Source organism: Aeoliella mucimassa, assembly GCF_007748035.1.
Classification (GTDB): domain Bacteria; phylum Planctomycetota; class Planctomycetia; order Pirellulales; family Lacipirellulaceae; genus Aeoliella; species Aeoliella mucimassa.
Window position 1 is genome coordinate 5,477,666 of record NZ_CP036278.1, and the last position, 18,797, is coordinate 5,496,462.

Here is an 18,797-nt window from a genome sequence, read left to right on the forward strand (position 1 = left end):
CTTGCACCTCGGGCGCGGAGTTTGTTTTGAAGCGTAGTAGCAGAACCCCGCTATTCCTCAAAGATCGATTCGTCCACCCGTGCTAGCATTCGGGCCCCTGAACGGGGAGAATAGCGGGATGGAATCGCTTGGAGTGAACGTCGCCAACTACCTGAAAGCCTCGGCGAAGCATGCGCCCGATCGACCCGCACTGGTCGAAACCTGGGGGCGTCGGCGGTCGATCACGTTTGCCGAGCTCGACCGCAACGCCGATCTGCTAGCACGTGGGTTTATCGAATTTGGCATCGAGCCGCAATCGCGAATCACGCTGCTCGTCAAACCGAGCATCGAGTTCGTGACCTTGGTGTTTGCCCTGCTGCGGAGCGGAGCAACCATGGTGCTGGTCGACTCGGGGCTCGGCCGCAATAACATTGTTCGCTGCCTGGCGTCGACCGAGCCCGATGGTTTTGTCGCCATTCCGATTGGGCACGCTTTGCGATGGCTCAAGCGAAAGCAGTTTCCCAAGGCTAAGTGGAACGTGAATGTCGGCCCCAGTTGGCTCCCCATGGGCAAGCCGCTTGCTAGCATCGCCGAGCTTGGGCGGAAGTCGAACGTCGTGCTGCCCGAAACCCTGGCCGATCATCCCGCGGCAATCGTCTTCACTAGCGGCAGCACCGGGCCACCGAAGGGAGTGGTTTACCGACACGAGACGTTTGTGACCCAGCTCACCGAGATTCAGCGGATGTACGGTCTCGAAGCAGGCGGAACCGACCTCGCCTGTTTTCCGCTGTTCGGGTTGTTCAACGTTGCCTTGGGCATTACGACCGTGCTGCCCGAGATGGACTTCAGCCGCCCCGCGAGTGCGGACCCGAACAAATTGCTGGCCGCTGCGAATGAGCATCAGGTGACGCAGTCGTTTGCCTCGCCGGCGGTGTGGGACAAACTGAGCCGCCACTGTCAGCAGTCGGGCGAGAAGATTCCGACGCTCCGCCAGGTGTTCTCGTGCGGAGCACCGGTTTCGGCCGAGGTGATCGAGCGGACACTCGAGTTCGTCCACCCCGAAGCACAGTTGCATACTCCCTACGGAGCCACGGAGAGCTTGCCGGTTTCGACGATGGAAGCCCGCGAGATTCTCGACGAGACCCAAGCCAAAACCCGACAAGGGGCCGGCGTTTGCGTCGGCGCCAAGGTCGACAGCATCGCCTGGCGGGTGATCAAGATCACCGACGAGCCGATCGCGACGATCGACGACACCGAGCCGCTACCCACTGGCGAGATCGGCGAGCTGATCGTCTGCGGTCCCCAGGTGAGTCGCCAGTACCTCGAAACCGCGGGTGGCAAACACAACGAGCTCGCAAAGATTCGCGACGGCCAAACCGTGTGGCATCGCATGGGCGATGTCGGGTACTTGGACGAGCAAGATCGCTTCTGGTACTGCGGCCGGAAGAGCCAGCGGGTAGAGACGAGCCATGGCCCACTGTTCACCGAGTGTGTCGAGCAGGTGGTGAATGAGCACGAGGCCGTGCGACGATCGGCGCTGGTAGGCGTTGGTCCTCGAACGCAGCAGTCACCAGTCGTCGTCTGGGAAGCGAATCCAAGCGTGACGGTCGAGGTCGACAGCCAAGATGAGGTGTCACCAAGTTCGCAGCGACCCACGTCGTTAGCAGGGGATTGGCTGAAATCGGACTTCGCAGATTCGCCAGCAGTCGTGGCAGTTGAGCAGTTCCTTCTGTATCCCAAAAGTCTCCCCACCGACATCCGCCATAACGCGAAGATCAATCGCGAACAGCTAGCCATCTGGGCTACGGAGCAGCTGAACAAATCTTAGCGTCTATCCCTTCCCTCGTACCCACGCTCCGCGTGGGAACGCAATGGTAGACCGCTCCGCGGTCATAGAAGATCACGTACTCCCCTATTCCACAACACTTTTTGTGGAGTGCCTGGTGGCAATTAGAATGGTCAGTGGGTGGCAATCATGGGCATCCACTTGAGACTTCGCATCGTGGACTGGGGATAGGCGAACCGTGGCAAGAACTCGCTACAAGATACACGATACTGCATATCCGCACTTTCTCACATGCACCGTTGTGGATTGGCTCCCCGTGTTCACTCGCACCGAAGCGGTTCAGGTGATTTTAGATTCCTGGGCCTACTTGCAATCCAATAACCGGATGACTCTTTTTGCTTTTGTCGTGCTTGAGAATCATTTACATTTCATTGCTTCGAGCGATCAATTGGCCAAGGAACTGGGAGACTTCAAGTCGTACACGGCTAGAAGGTTAATCGACCTTTTGAAGGGGGCCCACGCCAAAACACTCTTGAAGCAACTCGCATTCGGCAAACAGGCTCACAAGAATGACCGCCAGTATCAGCTGTGGCAGGAAGGGAGTAAGCCGAAACAGATTACGAGCGACGAAATGATGCTGCAGAAGATCGAGTACATTCACAGCAATCCTGTGAAACGCGGCTACGTCGACGACCCGGTCCACTGGCGCTACTCGAGTGCCCGGAACTATGCGGGGATGCCTGGAGTGCTGGAGGTAACCAGGGAGTGGTAGTCGCTTTCCGGTCTCTGACTGAATCTTGATGGCGATTGTCCGGGGAATGACCGCGGAGCGGTCTCCTGTGCGTTCCCACGCGGAGCGTGGGAACGAGGAAGACGAATTGAATTCTCACCACTTTTCGCTGGGAATTGGCCACGAATGGTGTTCTAATGAATAGGTTATTTTGGTCCGTTGTTTGTTGTCAGTGGTTCGTTGTTGGAGGATGGAATTATGTAACCGAGTGAACATCAAATCGATTGAATCCATCTACCACGCAAGCGTGCTGTAGGGGGCTCTCCGAGCTCGATTTCGGTTGCCTGGGCGCTGGCTGCTGCGCGGTTGTCAAAGCTGCAGGCTTTAGGCTGTAAGCGGTAAGCGAGATCTTTCAGTCGCCGGAAGCTCCTTCAAGATGACATTCCCTGCCCCCTGCCCCCCGAATCCTGAATCCTGAATCCTCTCCAAAATAGTTTCCCATGGGTGGGAATCTATTTTGGGCAACTATCGCGGAGGTGTTGATGCAACTAGTTACTGGTAAACGACTTGCGATTGATTCCCATCGCAAAAATAGATTCCCACTCGATGCGTTTTGGGAAATGGGAATCTATTCCAGCGCGAAAACCACTGGTTTTGCAGAGTGCGTGCAGATTCAATTTTCCCATCGGTGGGTAAATTGGGAATCTATTTGCCCAGCAGTGGGAATCTATCCGCATAGAGAGGGAAGATTGGCCCCCTGCGGGGATCTGGCGGACCAAGACGGATTGGAGATCCGCAGGAAAGGACGAGCGAATATCGGATGCCAAGCGGCAACTTCCAATCTGTTTATTTTCCTGTGCTCGGGCCGATTTTTCGGCATTTGGCCGCCACGTACCAAAGCGGCCTGAATTATCGTAGATTAGCGTTTTGCAACCCTGTTCCAGCCGGCTCCCCTGTCCTCGGCTACTCCCCATATCCGGCAGCCCATTTTCCTGATGCGTTACCTCGTCACCGGCCCTGGCGGTTTCCTCGGGCGGTACATCGTCGAACAGCTACTCGCCCGGGGCGACTCGGTGCGGGGATTCGCGCGCGGCGAGTATCCCGAGCTATCCGCGCTCGGCGTCGAGATGCACCGCGGCGATCTGGGCAACCTGGCCGACGTGACCAAGGCCTGCGAGGGCATCGATTGCGTGATTCACGTTGCCAGCAAGGTGGGCGTTTGGGGCCGATGGTTCGACTATTTCCGGTCGAATATTCATGGCACCATGAACGTGCTCGCTGCCTGCAAGCAGCAAGGCATCGAGCGACTGGTGTTCACCAGTAGTCCCAGTGTGGCCTTCGCGGGCCGCGATCAGCAGGGAGTCGACGAGTCGACCCCGTATCCAGTCCGCTGGTTGTCGCACTATCCCCATTCCAAGGCCATTGCCGAAGAGATGGTGCTCACCGCCAATGGCGAAGCGGTCGCTGGCGACAGAGTGCTACGCACGTGTGCTTTGCGTCCTCACCTGGTGTGGGGCCCTCGCGATCACCACCTTACTGCCAGACTCATCGAGCGGGCTCGCACCGGGCAGCTTCGGCGGGTGGGAAAAGGAACGAACCTGGTCGACTGTATTTATGTCGAGAATGCAGCGGAGGCCCACCTGCAAGCGGCCGACGCCCTGGCGCTGCCCGATAGCCCGGTTGCCGGCAAGGCTTACTTTTTGAGTCAGGGCGAGCCGGTGAATTGCTGGGACTGGGTGGACGAGATCCTGGCCCTGGCCGATTTGCCGCCGGTTGAGAAGAGTGTTTCGCGACGAGCCGCTTACTGGGTGGGAGCGGCCATGGAGTTCGGTTACTGGGCGACCCGGCAGTTCGAGCGGGAACCCCGCATGATGCGATTCCTGGCTCTGCAGCTTTCGACCCACCATTGGTACGATATTTCGGCTGCTCGACAGGATTTTGGCTACGATCCGACCGTGTCGACCTCCGAAGGCATGCAGCGGCTCGGCGACTGGATTCAGTCGAGCGATGCTTGCGGCATGCCACAGCCGAATTAGCATGGTCGCCTAGCCCGTTATCCGCTGGCCAATTACAATCGCCAGTTCGGCCTCGCCTGTGCGAGAACGCCCTAAGTCACTTATTCCGCAATCCGCATCCCCAAAACCTCAATGCTACGTACTCATACCTGCGGCGAACTCCGTGCCTCTGACGCTTCGCAAGAAGTCACCCTCTGTGGTTGGGTGGATAGCTATCGCGACCACGGCGGCGGTCTGTTTGTTGACCTTCGCGACCGGTACGGCATCACTCAGGTGGCCTTCAGCCCACCCGACACGCCCGAGGATCTCATTGAGCAAAGCAAGACGCTGCGTGCGGAGTACGTGATTCAAGTCACCGGCACCGTGGCCTCGCGCCCCGACGGACAACACAACCCTCGCCTGGCGACAGGCGACATCGAACTGCGGGCCACTGGGCTGCAGTTGCTGAACAAGGCGAAGACCCCGCCAGTTAGCCCGTCGGAGAAGGTCACCGAGCTACCGGGCGAAGACCTGCGACTGAAGCATCGCTACCTCGATTTGCGCCGTCCGGTGATGCAGCGCACCATGCTGCTCCGCGACTTGATAACCAAGCGGATGCGCGACTACTTCGAAGAGAACCACTTTGTCGATATCGAAACCCCCATCCTCGGGCGGAGCACGCCGGAAGGGGCCCGCGACTACCTGGTGCCGAGCCGGGTGCACAATGGCAGCTTCTACGCACTGCCTCAGTCGCCGCAGTTGTACAAGCAGATTTTGATGATCGCAGGTTACGATCGCTACGTGCAGATCGCCCGCTGTTTCCGCGACGAAGACTTGCGAGCGGATCGTCAGCCGGAGTTCACGCAGGTCGACCTCGAGATGAGCTTCGTCGACGGCGACGACGTGATCGGCATGATCGATGGCCTGATGCAAAAGCTGGCGAAAGATGTGCTGGACCTCGACATCCAGCTTCCGCTACCACGGATGACGTATGACGAAGCCATGAAGCGTTTTGGTCACGACGCTCCCGACTTGCGGTTCGGTATGGAGATCGCCGACTGCACCGACCTGGCTGCCGAGAGCGATTTCGGTGTGTTCAAGTCGGTGGTCGAAGGTGGCGGGTTCGTACGTGCGATCAACGCCAAGAAGGGAACCGACACGTATAGCCGTCGTGGCATCGATGGACTTACGGAGTTCGTCAAAGGCTACGGAGCCAAGGGCCTCGCCTGGTTCCGCTGCGAAGACGATGGCAAGCTCGGTTCCACGATTGCCAAGTTCTTTAGCGAAGAGCTGCTGGCGAAGTTCGCCGAACGACTCGACGCCGAGCCTGGCGACCTGATTCTGTTCTCTGCTGCCGACTGGCTTAGCACCTGTAAGGTGTTGCACGCCCTGCGCACGAAGGTCGGCGCCGAGATGAAACTGTACGACCCCAACGCGATGCACTTCAGCTGGGTGGTCGAATTCCCCATGTTCGAGTACGACGACGAAGAGCAGCGGTGGAACGCGATGCACCACCCGTTCACCGCACCGCTCGATGAGCACGTGGAGTTGCTCGATAGCGACCCCGAGAAGTGCCGCGCTAAGGCGTACGACTTGGTGATCAATGGCTACGAAGCCGGCGGCGGTACCATTCGTATTCACGACGCGGCGACGCAGAGCAAGGTGTTCGGCCTGCTCGGCATCGACGAAGCGACTGCCAAGGACCGCTTTGGCTTCCTGCTCGAAGCACTCGCCTTCGGCGCCCCGCCGCACGGCGGTCTGGCCCTCGGCCTCGACCGGGTGGTGATGTTGTTCGCGAAGCTCGACAACATCCGCGACGTGATCGCCTTCCCCAAAACGCAGAAGGCAACCGATCTGATGACCGAGGCCCCTGGTTCGGTCGACAACAAGCAGCTCAAGGAGCTGGGCGTGAAGCTCGACCTGTAGTCGACCGCGTCGCTCGTAGGGCGACCCATCGTATCTGGCAGCGCCAACCTGGTTGGTCACCTGCCGGGGCGACTCATGCTGGCACCCGCTGCGCTGTCACAACCTTCGACCCGAGTGTCGGTCTGCGCGACACTCCCGAGGGGTGAATTCGAGGCGAATCTGTCGATCGTCCCCGTTTTGCCGCCTTTTTCACCCGCCCGGCAAAGCGGCATGGCGTATGCATTGAACACGACAATCGTTTGAGAACTTATCCAGCACCAGCGAAGGATTGTCGAGAAAATCATGTACAATCAGATTGAACGGAGCGGGGCAGTCGGCACGGTCGAAAGAACTCGAGGAGCCTGCGAGGCGAACTCTTCGGAGGGAGCCGTGATTTTGCAGTCTCGCGAGTTGCTCAAAGGTCGTCGGGAAGTTTGGATTGAACATCTGGGCGAAATGTATCGATTGCGAACCACGTCGCGCGGAAGGTTATACCTGACTAAATAGGGGAAGCTGGGGTTGCTGACGCTCATTGCCGAAAACTCGACCGTCGAGGCGCCCCCTGCTTACGAAGCCCCGCTCTCTTCTCCTCTTTCGGACACGTCGTCCGACGAGATTGATCTACCGCAGTTCGAGAGCCAACCGCACGCCTCGCAAGCGAATCAAACTCAGTGGTCTGCCGCCTGGTGTGCTTCTGTTTGCTTGCATCTACTCGCGTTGGCTGCTGTTTGGGTGGCGTTTCCTGCGAGTCGAGTAGAGCGGGTAACGCTGTCGGGCGAACGGTTTGTGCTGGCTGCCCAATTCACGGAGCAACTGCCAACGCCGGAGCTCGAAGCCCCGATGGTCGAAGTGGAGATTGAACCCGATCTGCTCGTCGAACCAACCGAACTGGTGACCGATCCGGAGCCAATTCCCGAGTGGGAAATCGAGCTGCCCGCCGAAGCAGTGGTCAGTCCGGCAGAACCTCCTGCTACTCCAACCCCGCCGGGCGCCGTGGTCGAGTCGTCGACCCCCACCCCGGCGAGCGTCAGCTCCGAGCCCGCAAGCGTGGGACTCGACGATCAGGTGCCTGCCAAGCTGCTGACCTCAGCTGTACCGCAGTACCCACAGGAAGCGGCTCAGAGTGGTTGGTCGGGCCGCGTGACGCTGAGGCTGCATATCGCCGCCGACGGCTCGGTGAGCCTCGTAGATGTAGTCGACAGCAGCGGTCATGAACTGCTCGACAAGTCGGCGATCGACGCAGTGCAGCAATGGACCTTCCACCCCGCGCAGCGCGATGGTGAACCGGTGGAATCGACGGCCATTCTGCCGGTTAGCTTCCTGCCCAAATAGTGCGGCAATTCCCACGCTAAGCCTGCGATTGTGAGTTCGTCAGGCGACAGATGCGTACCAACAGAACGGGTGGTTCCGGTTAGGCAAACTAGGCCAGGTACGTCTGGCGCGGTTGTTTCGGTTTGAGCGTTTTGCATGATTGATCCGATCAATCAAGCAACCGGAAGCCAGTTGCAGGTCGAAGTGTCTAGCGGTGTGCCACGACCCCTGCACTGGAACGGGCGAAAGGGATTGCCTCGTGATTTGTATGGATAAACCTAATTGGACCTCACTGGGAGCAAGGTTCACCTTGTTGGGGATGTTGCTGTGTAGTGCAACTGCTGTCTTGGCCCAGGACGACCTGGCTCCGACGCAGGAGCCCACCTTGCCCGAAGTGCAGGTGCAACCACCTGTGGACGATGCTGCGTCGTCGGAAGCTGCAGAGAGCCATCAGGCTACAGCTCCCCTGGCCGAGCCATTCTCGGCAAACAATCCGCCGAACACCTTGCTCGGCACCGAGCGGAGCTACCCCAACCTGAGCCAGCTTGAGTTTGGCCAGCCAGGGTTGTTCAACGAGAACACCGGCATCCTGCGTGGCGGGGGGAACCTGTTCGACTCCTCCGCGGCCGGCACCATCGTGACTCGCGAGATCCTGGCCGAGAAGCAGGCGACCGACATGTTCCACGCCTTGCAGAACGAAGTGGGAGTAATGATGCAGCGGACCGCTGCTGGGCAGTCGTCGCCATTCATTCGTGGTCTTACCGGGCAGCAGGTCCTTATCCTGGTCGACGGGGTGCGGCTCAACAACTCGGTTACTCGCTTTGGCCCGAACCAGTACTTCAACACCATCGATCCAGGCATGGTCGATCACCTGGAAGTGGTTCGCGGGGCAGGCTCCGTGCTGTGGGGAGCCGATGCCATCGGCGGCGTCATCAACGTGGTCAGTCGCAGCCCCGATAGCCAGTACGGAATGTGCTGCGGCGACTATTCGACCGGAGAGTTTCACCAGTACTACAACACGGCCGATTCGTCGAGCTACAGCCGGATGAACGTGGAAGGTTGGGGCGGCTCGATGGGCGTGTTCGCGGGAGGTAGCTACTACAACGTGAACGATCTGGACACCGGTTTCGATTTCGGCCGCCAGCCGGGCACCGACTACGACCAGTACGCTGGCGATGTGAAGATGAACTACTTGCTCGATCGCAACTCGATGCTCACCGTATCGTTGCAACACTTCGAGCAAGAACGATTGCCGCGGAGCGATCGGTTCCCTGGGTACCCGGGCGACCTGAACAACAGCAACACGCTGAGTGGAGCCCGGTTCTTCGATCCCCAGCAACGCGACTTGGCATACGTACGCTACCAGGCGGTGAATCCTAACGCATGGAGCGACGCCCTGACGGTCACCACTTCGTACCATCGCCAGCGCGACGTTCAAACCCGTGGTGTTCCAACCACCCGCTATCAGGAGACCGATGTCGAATCGGTAGGTATCAACGCGGTTTCGACCAAGGAACTGGCTGAAGGCTTTGGTAAGCTGACGGCTGGCTTCGATTGGTACCACGACGATGTCGATTCGCCGTACGGCGGGGCGGCTACGGGGCCGATTGTGCCGGACGATGCCTTCTACGAACGGTTCGGCGTGTTCCTCAATTGGGGATTTGCTCTCACCGATCGTCTCGACGTCGAAACCGGCGTTCGGTACGAACTGGCCGATCTGGCTGGCACGCCAGTCGTCGAAGTGGCTGGCACTCCCACGCCGATGTTCATCAATCCGAACTTCCAGGACTGGGTTGCTCATGTGGGCTTGGTGTACGAGGTCGACCGCGATATTCACCTGGTTGGCAACATTAGCGAAGGCTTCCGCCCGCCGAACTTGGACGACCTGATGGCCAATAACCCGAACGTGTTGCAGGCGGGATTCGACTTGCCGAGCCTCGACCTGACTCCCGAGCACTCGGTGACCTACGAAATCGGTATGAAGACCGACCACGAGAAGCTTCGTACGCAGACGTTTGTCTATTGGACACAGATCGACGATAACATCGTGCCGATCACGGCCGGAGCGAACCAGTTTACCAAGGACAATCAAGACTCCTCGATTCAAGGCGTCGAGTTCGACGGAGAATACTTGCTCGATCGGCAGTGGAGTCTCTACGGCAACTACTGGTATACCTACGGCGAGAACAAGGAGACCGGCGCCCCGCTCAGTCGCATTCCACCGCAGCAGGGTATCCTGGGGCTTCGTTGGCGCGATCGCGAGTTGCGTAGCTACGTGACAACGTATGTTTGGATGGCCGATAAGCAAGATCGACTCGATCCGGTGCGGGATCTCAGCGACGAACGCATCCCCCCTGGCGGCACCCCTGGCTACGCTACGCTAAACGTGCGGATGGGGCGTTCTTACGGTCGCCACAACCAGCATCGGCTCAGCTTGAGTCTTGAGAACCTGACCGACAAAGATTATCTGGTGCATGGCTCCGGTGTGTATGGCACCGGGTTCACCGCACGGTTCGGATACAGTTGGGTCCGTTAGCTCTGCGGCAAACGACTCAAGTTGGTTCACACGAGACTGAGAATCTGCCAACGCGGGTGGGTTCTCGGTCTCGCTTTGTTTACAGGGGCCATGATCCTAACCTATTGAGATTTCGACGGTGTCTCTTCGTTCGCTGGCTTTTGATACATCCGAACGTAGTCGACCTGGTAGGTGCCAGGGAACTCGGTCTGGCTGGGATCGCCGCCGTTCTTGCCACCAATGGCCAGGTTGAGCAGCAAGTAATTCGGTTGCCGGAACGGCTTGGCAAAGTCGCCTTTCGTGCGATCAACTTCCGCCAGGTCGGTGGTGTTTAGCACACGATCGTCCACCGATAAACGGATCTCTTCTTCAGTCCACAGCATCCGCCATACGTGGAACTCGTCGGCCCAGCCTTCGCCGAACTCACTGAGCGGTATCTTGCCAGTGTCCCATACTTGCCCTCGTCGGCGACCATGCTGCCAGCAGGTGTTCGCAAGAATCGAGTTGTCGTAGAACTCCATGATGTCGATCTCGCCGTTGCGGGGCCAACCGCCGCGGACGCCAAGCATCCAAATGGCGGGCCACAAACCATCACGGGCATCAATGCGGGCGCGGATCTCGAACAGCCCGTAGGTCCACTCCTGCAACCCTTGAGTCTTAAGGCTCGACGAGGTGTACTCGATGAACTGGCGGTTACGTCGCCAGTCTCCCCGGCCGGCATTGGGATCGTAGCTGGGGTTGTCGCGACGCTCCCGACGACCTTCGATCACCAGGAAGCCATCTTTGCAGAAAGCATTCTCGGGCTGGTACCACTGCAATTCTTCGTTGCGAACAAACCCCTTCTCGAAGGTCCAGTTTTCAGGGTTCACGGGGCCATCCACGTCGAACTCGTCGGCCCACACCAACTCGTAACCCTCCGGCGGATCAGCAAACCCCGTGTTCATGCAGAGCAGCAACTGGCAGGCGATCAGGCTAAGCAGCAGGGCAGGGGGGTGATTCGGCATGATGGTCCACTCCTGGGAGAATGTGCGGTGGGGATCTGCAATTATAGACCATTTGGCACCGATCGCACCCTGGGGGAGTCGTGCCAAAACGAGGTTCAGGCGTCGCGACGCATAAGCTACACTTGCTGCATGGATCAGCAAAATCGCGACAATCCGATGAGCAACCCCACGCTTGGCCCTGGCCCCAGGACTTGGCAGCGGCGATGGTACGAAGTGATCTTCGAGCACGATACGCCCGCGGGGCGAAGGTTCGACGTGTTGCTGTTGATCGTGATTGTGGTGAGCGTGGTCGCGGTAAGCCTGGAAAGCGTCAAGGGTATGCGCGAAAGCGCTGTCTGGGGAAGCCTGCTGACCAAGCTCGAGTGGTTCATTACCGGACTCTTTACGATCGAGTTGATTGCCCGACTGGCGTGCGTCAATCGACCCGCGCGGTACGTCTTTAGTTTCTTCGGCGTGGTCGACATCGTGTCGTTGCTACCAAGCTTCCTGGGCATCTTTCTACCCGGCGCCCAGTCGCTCGCGACGATTCGTACGCTGAGGCTTCTTCGCGTGTTTCGAGTGTTAAAGCTCGCCCACCACGTGCGCGAAAGCCAAGGTTGGTTGCTCGCAATTCGTAAAACCTGGCCAAAGATTACCGTGTTCATCACAGTGATCTTGTGCACGATCGTGGTACTGGGATCGATCATGTACTTGATCGAAGCGGGAGCTGATAGCGGCTTCGACAACATTCCAGTCAGTATCTATTGGGCGATCGTTACCATGACCACGGTTGGCTATGGCGATATCGCACCGGTTACCCCGCAAGGCAAAGCGGTCGCTTCGCTCGTGATGCTGCTGGGCTATGCAATTATCATCGTGCCGACCGGGCTGTTTAGTGCGGAGGTTATGAGTCAGAAGAGCCAGCAGTCGGCCAGAAAGTGCGAAGGCTGCAATTTCCAGGTGACCGACCCCGACGCGATCTACTGCAGTCGCTGCGGCAATCAGCTGTGACACGCTTTTCGCACAGCAGGCACGAGTAGCAGGCCAAGCATCGCGATTGCCAGACAGCTTGGTTCTGGCACCGCTTGCGAAACGAGCGAGTCGGTAGGAATCGACTCACCGAAGTGCTGTTTCCACAACACGTAGTCGGCCGCGTCGACCCCATTCTCGTTGTCACCGTTGCCGGAGAGTACTGATTCGTCCGGCGAGCCAAGATGATCGCGCCAGAGGGTGTAGTCGGCCAGATTCACGATGCCATCGGCGTTGAAGTCGCCTTTTAAGGTGAGCTGAACCACGCTCAGCAGGACCTCGCTGGAAGTGTAGTCGAGTTGCCAACCTAAGGCCCCCGCGAGCGCGGGAGCCTCCACCAAGTTCTCGTCGAACCCGCCTGTCAGGTTGCCGGCTCCAGTGATGATAGTGAAGGAGTCGCCGATCGTCGGCAAATAGCCTTCGCCAAGCAGGACCTGCAGACCGCCGGAGAGGCTGACGCTGGTTTCGTAGAAGAGTTGATCGTAAGAGTCGACGCTGTCGAGCGTGATGCCAAGGGTGCCGGATGCGAGTTGCTCGTACGACAACACCAAGGAATGGTGACCGATCTGAAGTTCTCCCTCGTTTGCCAGAGTGACGCCGAGGGTCGAGTTGTCGGCCATGGTGAGCACCGACATGGGCTGGTTGACCACGCTCCCCAGTCCGGTGAAGCTTGCGTTTGCCTCTACAGTCGACGTACCCTCGAGTTCCAGCGAGTCGGTTGATTCGACAAGTTCGACGCTCGAGCCGGCCATAAAGGTGGTGGTGCCGGACATCATCGCCATGCCATGGACGACTACCGGGCCTGCGATCTGCGAGTCGGCAACCAGGCTGGCTGCGTTGGAGCCATCGCCAGAGAGGGTGAGCAATCCCTCAGGGGCCAGAATCCACCCTTGTTCGAATCGCAGTGCACGTCCTGCTCCGACGGTCGCTTTGCCCCCGAAGTCGTCGCTCAGCGGGGCTGCGATGGTTAGGTTGGCCGAGGTGGCTTGCACCTCTCCCGCGACGAGCAGAGCACCGTCGAGGTCGATGCTGTTGGCGGCCGCAACCACCAGCGTATCACCCTCGCCAGCCAAGGCGTGCAGCACTCCGTTGTTGTAGAAAGACGTGACCTCGATCGACCCGTTGCCCCGCGTAATGCCGTTGTTGGCGATATAGCTGCCGGTCACGACTCCACCCTTCAGTTCCAACCCGCGGACATTGCTCGTATCGAGCCCCGCGGCCAAATGGAGTGAGCCGGTAGAGGCGGCGGTGCCAATCCATTCGGCGTCGAGCACTTGCGTGTTGATGGTAAGGGTGCCGCCGCTCGCCCAGAGGGACGACGACGCGGGGAAGTCAACGGGGGCGTCGATCGTGCCGAAGCCTTCGAGCGAGGTCTGGCCATCGGTCGTCAGGGTTCCCGGCCCGCTGATAACACCGCCCGCGATGCGGTGGGGATCGGTGGAGTTGCCCGCTGCGAGTTGCAGGGCTTGTCCCTCGGTAGCAATCGTGACCTGGCCACCGGAGAGGATCGAAAGCTTCGCTTCGGTCTTGGTGCTATCGATCACTTCGATGGTGCCCGCCACGGCGATGTTGTCTCCCCGTAGCGACGAGGCAAAACTACTGGTGCCATGGATCTCGATCTTGCCTTGAGGGGCCAGGGTCCAACTGTTGGAAGAGCCCTGCGACACGACCAACTGTCCGCTCGCCCCATGAATGGCGATGGTATCGGTCTGGTCGTTCGAGTTGTCGCCAAAATCGTCGAGCTGCGATGCACTTACAACCAGCCGAGCATCGAGCTGCCAGGTTTCGGCCTGTTCGGTATCAGCATCCAGCACGATGGTGCCGCCGGTCATGTCGAACAGTTGCGTGCCCGAGATGGTGTAGTGTCCCCCTTCGAAAGCGAGGGTGCCGTCGCCGGTGTGCGAGCTACCACCATCGAACTCTCCATCGCCCGCCAAGACGAGCCGGCTATCGCTTGCGACGAGTGTGCCGCCTGAGGAGGACGAGGTGAAGTGAAAAGGGGCTTCGATACGGCTGGTGTGACCCGTGACATTCAGCATGCTGCTATCGATGGTCACGGTGCTGTCGGAACGCAACGTGGCTGGCGCGGCTTCCGCGTCGATGCTCGACAGGGTAAGGGATGCTTCGACCAGATCGAGCTGGTGAGCTACCTGCAGCGTTGCGCCGCTGTCCAGATTTAGTAGCCCGCCGAATACCTCGGTGGCCACTTGCAAGTCGAGCATGGTTCCGGCAGCGATGCTCACAATACCGGTATCGGTGGTGCCATCGAGGTCGAGTCGATGCTGCTCGCCAATCGCCCGAATGGTTAGTGTCGAGAGTTCTTCGCTTGCTGTGGTCAGCAACAGGCCATCGTTGATGAAGGTAACGGTCGGCGTCTCGCCTAGCGAGTCGGAGAGTAGTAGGGTGCCATGGCCTGAGAGCAACCCACCGCCGGCAACGGTAAGCGTAGCCGTGGGGGTGTCGGGCTCGTCGATCTCGAGTACCCCACCGAGTAGCTGGATCTCGCCGCCTGATTGCACGATGGCCTGACTCAGGATGGCCGACGATTGCATGGCGTCGTCGGCATGCGGAGAGATGACGAGCTTGGAACCGTTGGCGGTGACCGTCGTCATGCCGTCGACGATGAGCGAGTTGCCTGCTGTGTCGGCGGTCGAACCGCCAGTGAGTAGCAAGCTGGCGATTGAGAAGTCGGTGTTCACTGACGTGTCGCCGACCACGACATCGCCAATTACCAGGTCGTTGCCAGTAGGAGACTCGCCCTGGAGCCAGTTGTTGGTGTCCGACCAGTTGCTATTTCCGACAGCGGCCCCGCTCCAGCTCAAATTGGTAGCCATCGCTGGCGCGATGCCGAGGGCCATTAAACAACAAAACCACCGCAGTTGCCAACTCACGCGAACCATGCTCAGCCCCCTCCGACACAATGCAGACGTACTCTAAGTTGCCGATTCCAAAAAGTGATGCTGCTAGGGTAAACCAGGGGCGATCGACTTGCAAGAATTCGAGTCGAACCAGGCCGCGTGTAGTAGAAAACTGCCAGAACTAGCGGGCGGATCGGCGTCCAACCACTCCGGCGATGGCTAGCGCCAGCAGGAGCAGCGAGGTGGTCGAGGGTTCAGGCACCTGGACGTTTGCCAGGGAGCCCGACGCGTAGGAAGTGCCGAAGTTGTTCTTCCAGAGGGTGTAGTCTGAAGAGGTGATGCCGCCGCCATTGCCGTTGTTGTTGATCGCCGCCTCGGTGGACGCTCCAAGGTTGTCGCGCCAAAGTGTGTAGTCGGCCAGGTCGACGAGGCCGTCGCCGTTGAAGTCGCCGGGGTCGGAGAACGTGGGAATCGCTCGGGTGGTGTATCCCAAGTCGCGGAGAAACGCGAGGTCGAGCGCGGTCATGTACTTGCGTGTGCCGGTGGTGATCGTGGGATCCATGGCCGCTTCTTGCACTGCGCCGTCTTCGATGCTGGTGCTCATACGGCCCGAAGCAATATGGGCGCCCGACACTAAATTGACTCCGGTCCCGTACTCGGCAATGGCCTCGGAGCCGGTCCAGGTGTTTCCACTGGCTAGGTCGTCCCACGTTTCGGAAGCCCCCATGCCGAGGGCGTGGAGCATTTCGTGCAGGGCGACGGAGTACAGGTCGTTCTTGCCCGCGGCGACGTCGGTCGTCACGTCGAGATGCCAGTACTGCTCGAGCGTCTTGCTGCCGGTACTCGTGTCGAGGGCGAGCGTCCCAAACGCAGGGCCATACGAGACGGAATAGTCGGTCTGGGCGATGTTGCCGCCGAGGTTGATGCTTGAGGTTCCAGAGAGGGTCGAGATCACCGGCCCCGACCCACGGGTGAACTCCCCGGTGGCGGTTTCGGATTGCCGATCGACGACCTGCTCGAACTGGGTTTGGAGATTGGTCCCATTGATGGCTCCCAAATAAGAAATGCCATAGCTAGCCGAGTAGCCAACGCCGGCCGCTCCGCCTTGACCAAGCGTGCTCCCTGCAAGATCTTGTCCACGGACGAAGAACTTCACCGTGTTCGATGGAAGCGTATCGGTGATGTTAACGGAGCCTTGCGTTGGGTGCGTATAGCTAAACCGCCAATTGAAGGTGCTGCTCAGTTGCTGGCTGCTAATGGTCGTGCTGTCGCGTTCCCACGAGTACTCGTTGATCTGGCTAAGTGGCGAGGTGATCCAGTAGCCCAAATCGGTAGCCGCCTGCTGAATGGAATTGCGGGCGGTGGAGTTGGTGTAGAAAGGACTCGAAGTATCAAACTCAAGCTGAACCGTAATCGCCTGCGTCGAGGTTGCAAACACACAAACCAGCAGCATTGGGAATAGTTGCCGAAGGTAGAGATGCATCGTTTGGGTCTCGACTGGTTGAAGCTGGCAGACTCTCCTCAGCTCTCGGTTGACACTCTTTGATCGTACCACTGGTTACGAACGCCGCAAGCTTCGAGTTCGCAAACCACCAATCAGCAGGGCTAGCATGGCCATTGATAGCACTCCACTGGTTGGTTCCGGCACTGCGTTGACGGCCGAAGCGGGTTGCGAAAGGCTCTTGCCGAAGTTGCTCTTCCAAAGCTGGTAGTCGGCAGTCGTGTAGATGGAGCCAAGATTGTCGCGCCATACGGTGTAGTCGGCCAGGTCCACGGTGCCATCGGAGTTGAAGTCGCCTTGCAGCAGTTCGATGAAGCCAGTGACAGAAAGAACCACGTTGTTGGGATTGTACTCGATCGACCATTCGTAGCCGAGCGGTAGAATCGATTGCTCAAACCTGCCGGAGACAGCTTCGTCGGCGGTAATCAATGTGAACGAGTCGCCCATCTCTGGTTCAAACCCGGCGTCGAGTGTGACTTCCAGTACACCAGCGAGAAAGGCGTAACGCGTGACGTCGAGTTGGTCGTACTCCGTGGCTACGTTGGTGCCTGCCAGTTCGAACGCAACGGTTCCTTCGGCCAGATTCGAGAAGTCGCCATCGATGGTGAGTCGGCCGATGCCATCGCCTGCTTCGACACGCCCATCAATATTGCGGACCGGGGAATTGATCGGCCCGGTACCGACGAAGATCTCGCCGCTGCCTCGGAGGGTGCCTTGCTCGATGTTGATGAACTGAGCATCCAGTTTGCCGCCGGCTTCGATGGTGAGGGTGCCGCCTGCGTCGACCTTCGTTTCGCCAAACGTAGTGAGCGTCGCCCCCGATTTCAGCGACAGCTCGATGGGGCTGCCCGAGCCACCGCCGACAACCACGGTATTCGATTCGGCATCTTGCGACAGAGTGACCGTTTGGGCGTTGCCGGTTACGTTCACCACTTGGGTTGCCGCGAGCATGTCGGGCACGGCGCTAGCCGACCAGTTGCCGGCCGTGTGCCAGGATTGCGTCGTAGCGGTTGAATTCCAGTCGAAGTCGGTGGTTACCGGATCGCTAATGTAAAGACTCGGACCTGTGCCGCCTTGGCCAATCGACGGATTCGCGTCGATCACCAGATTGCGACCATTGAATAAGTGCATGCCGATGATGCCATCGATGATATTGCCTGGATCGTTGGGGTTGGTCACATCCAGCACCGCGACTGGCACGTTGGTGAGTGTGAAATTGCCCCCCACGGTGTCGATGTTCAACTGGTCGACATAGAAGCCGGGCACGCCGTCTTGAATACCGCCAGAACCTTCGACCTCGAGCAGGAAGTCGGGCTCATCAAGCACTACGTCGAATCCTAGTCGCTTCGCGGTAAGGCTGGAGATCACCGTAAAGTCGGCACCGGTGTCGAACAGAAACTCTTTGTCTTCGAAACCGACGTCGCCGTTGTGCATGTCGATGTCGAGAAACATTGCTGCGTTTTCCACCACGGTGGGGGAGAGTGGGTTCTCGTGGAATTCGAGATCGCCGGAGAAGAAATCAAGATTCTGGATATAGAGTGGCCCAGAAACAAAGGATGCCCCAGGACGAATCTTTAGATCGGTACGACGCAAAATGCCCTCGGAGCCAGAACCGAGGTCTTTGAGTTCGATGTTTGGAGTGCGTACAGTGCGGCCCTCGTACTCAAACACCTGTGGTTGATCGTTGCGAATCACAATCTTATGTTGCGCGGCCATTGGCAAACCAATGATGTTTGGCAACGCCCACTCTTCGGGAGCCGATAGCGTCGCAAAGCTCGACTGGCCACGGAACGTACTGCGATTGATCTCCAGCGTATTCCCTTCCGAGGTGCGATTGGCAAGTCCACTGACGAACACTCCTAAGGGGTCGTCGATCGACAGATCAATTAAACCTGTTGCACCACCGATCTGCTGAATATTAGTGCCATCGAAGTCGTTGCCATCGATGTCGAAACCACTAATTCCGGCAGCACGCGGGCCAAGAATATGGGTGGCTGCACCAGTATCGAGCAATGCCAGGTCGTGAATAAATGAGTTGTTGTTACCTCTAAGCTCAGAACCAACCAATGAGGTTTCGCGTTCGGTGAGAAAGAAGCCTCCCGAGAGGTCGCTCTGGGCATCCTTGAATTCATCGGTGAGCGTGATTCCTACGAAGGGGATAAATCCACCGATGGAGACTTCGGCTCCCTGGGTTTGCATTGATCCC

Annotated in this window: 12 protein-coding genes; 8 read left to right on the forward strand and 4 right to left on the reverse strand. The window is 58.8% G+C overall.

Features of this window, described 5'->3' with window-relative positions; genetic code table 11:
* The first annotated feature begins 118 nt into the window (after positions 1-118).
* From Pan181_RS21525 to Pan181_RS21555, 7 genes are all read left to right on the forward strand, one after another.
* Positions 119-1,807, forward strand: coding sequence for a fatty acid CoA ligase family protein (locus Pan181_RS21525; RefSeq protein WP_145249979.1), 1,689 nt, complete (start codon positions 119-121; stop codon positions 1,805-1,807).
* 196 nt (positions 1,808-2,003) lie between these two features.
* Positions 2,004-2,537 carry an REP-associated tyrosine transposase gene (locus Pan181_RS21530; RefSeq protein ID WP_145249982.1) on the forward strand — a complete coding sequence of 178 codons (534 nt, stop codon included), beginning with the start codon at positions 2,004-2,006 and terminating at the stop codon, positions 2,535-2,537.
* A gap of 953 nt (positions 2,538-3,490) precedes the next feature.
* Positions 3,491-4,531, forward strand: a complete 1,041-nt coding sequence (locus Pan181_RS21535) for an NAD-dependent epimerase/dehydratase family protein (protein ID WP_145249985.1) — start codon at positions 3,491-3,493, stop codon at positions 4,529-4,531.
* A gap of 111 nt (positions 4,532-4,642) precedes the next feature.
* A complete protein-coding gene (gene aspS / locus Pan181_RS21540) occupies positions 4,643-6,415 on the forward strand; it encodes an aspartate--tRNA ligase (RefSeq protein ID WP_145249988.1) in 1,773 nt (590 codons plus the stop codon).
* 282 nt (positions 6,416-6,697) lie between these two features.
* On the forward strand, positions 6,698-6,901 hold the full coding sequence (locus tag Pan181_RS21545) for a hemin uptake protein HemP (RefSeq protein ID WP_145249991.1): 204 nt from the start codon (positions 6,698-6,700) through the stop codon (positions 6,899-6,901).
* A gap of 12 nt (positions 6,902-6,913) precedes the next feature.
* A complete protein-coding gene (locus Pan181_RS21550; protein ID WP_145249993.1) occupies positions 6,914-7,726 on the forward strand; it encodes an energy transducer TonB in 813 nt (270 codons plus the stop codon).
* 325 nt (positions 7,727-8,051) lie between these two features.
* A complete protein-coding gene (locus tag Pan181_RS21555) occupies positions 8,052-10,241 on the forward strand; it encodes a TonB-dependent receptor plug domain-containing protein (protein WP_197528576.1) in 2,190 nt (729 codons plus the stop codon).
* Positions 10,242-10,342: 101 nt separating this feature from the next.
* On the opposite strand, the gene Pan181_RS21560 is transcribed toward Pan181_RS21555, so the two are convergent.
* Positions 10,343-11,224: a glycoside hydrolase family 16 protein gene (locus tag Pan181_RS21560; protein ID WP_231943664.1), complete on the reverse strand. Its 882-nt coding sequence runs from the start codon at positions 11,222-11,224 to the stop codon at positions 10,343-10,345.
* 129 nt (positions 11,225-11,353) lie between these two features.
* Between Pan181_RS21560 and Pan181_RS21565 the strand changes: the two genes are divergently transcribed.
* Positions 11,354-12,214 carry an ion transporter gene (locus Pan181_RS21565; RefSeq protein ID WP_197528577.1) on the forward strand — a complete coding sequence of 287 codons (861 nt, stop codon included), beginning with the start codon at positions 11,354-11,356 and terminating at the stop codon, positions 12,212-12,214.
* Here the strand turns inward: Pan181_RS21565 and Pan181_RS21570 are convergent.
* The 3 genes from Pan181_RS21570 to Pan181_RS21580 all read right to left on the reverse strand — a co-directional run bounded on the left by Pan181_RS21570 (position 12,205) and on the right by Pan181_RS21580 (position 18,790).
* Positions 12,205-15,132 (reverse strand): hypothetical protein, encoded by a 2,928-nt coding sequence (locus Pan181_RS21570; RefSeq protein WP_145249999.1) that lies wholly within the window; start codon positions 15,130-15,132, stop codon positions 12,205-12,207. The genes Pan181_RS21565 and Pan181_RS21570 overlap by 10 nt on opposite strands.
* 139 nt (positions 15,133-15,271) lie before the next feature.
* On the reverse strand, positions 15,272-16,573 hold the full coding sequence (locus tag Pan181_RS21575; RefSeq protein WP_145250002.1) for a PEP-CTERM sorting domain-containing protein: 1,302 nt from the start codon (positions 16,571-16,573) through the stop codon (positions 15,272-15,274).
* A gap of 75 nt (positions 16,574-16,648) precedes the next feature.
* Complete coding sequence (locus Pan181_RS21580) at positions 16,649-18,790, reverse strand: retropepsin-like aspartic protease (protein ID WP_231943887.1); 2,142 nt, start codon at positions 18,788-18,790, stop codon at positions 16,649-16,651.
* Between the last annotated feature and the right edge of the window lie 7 nt (positions 18,791-18,797).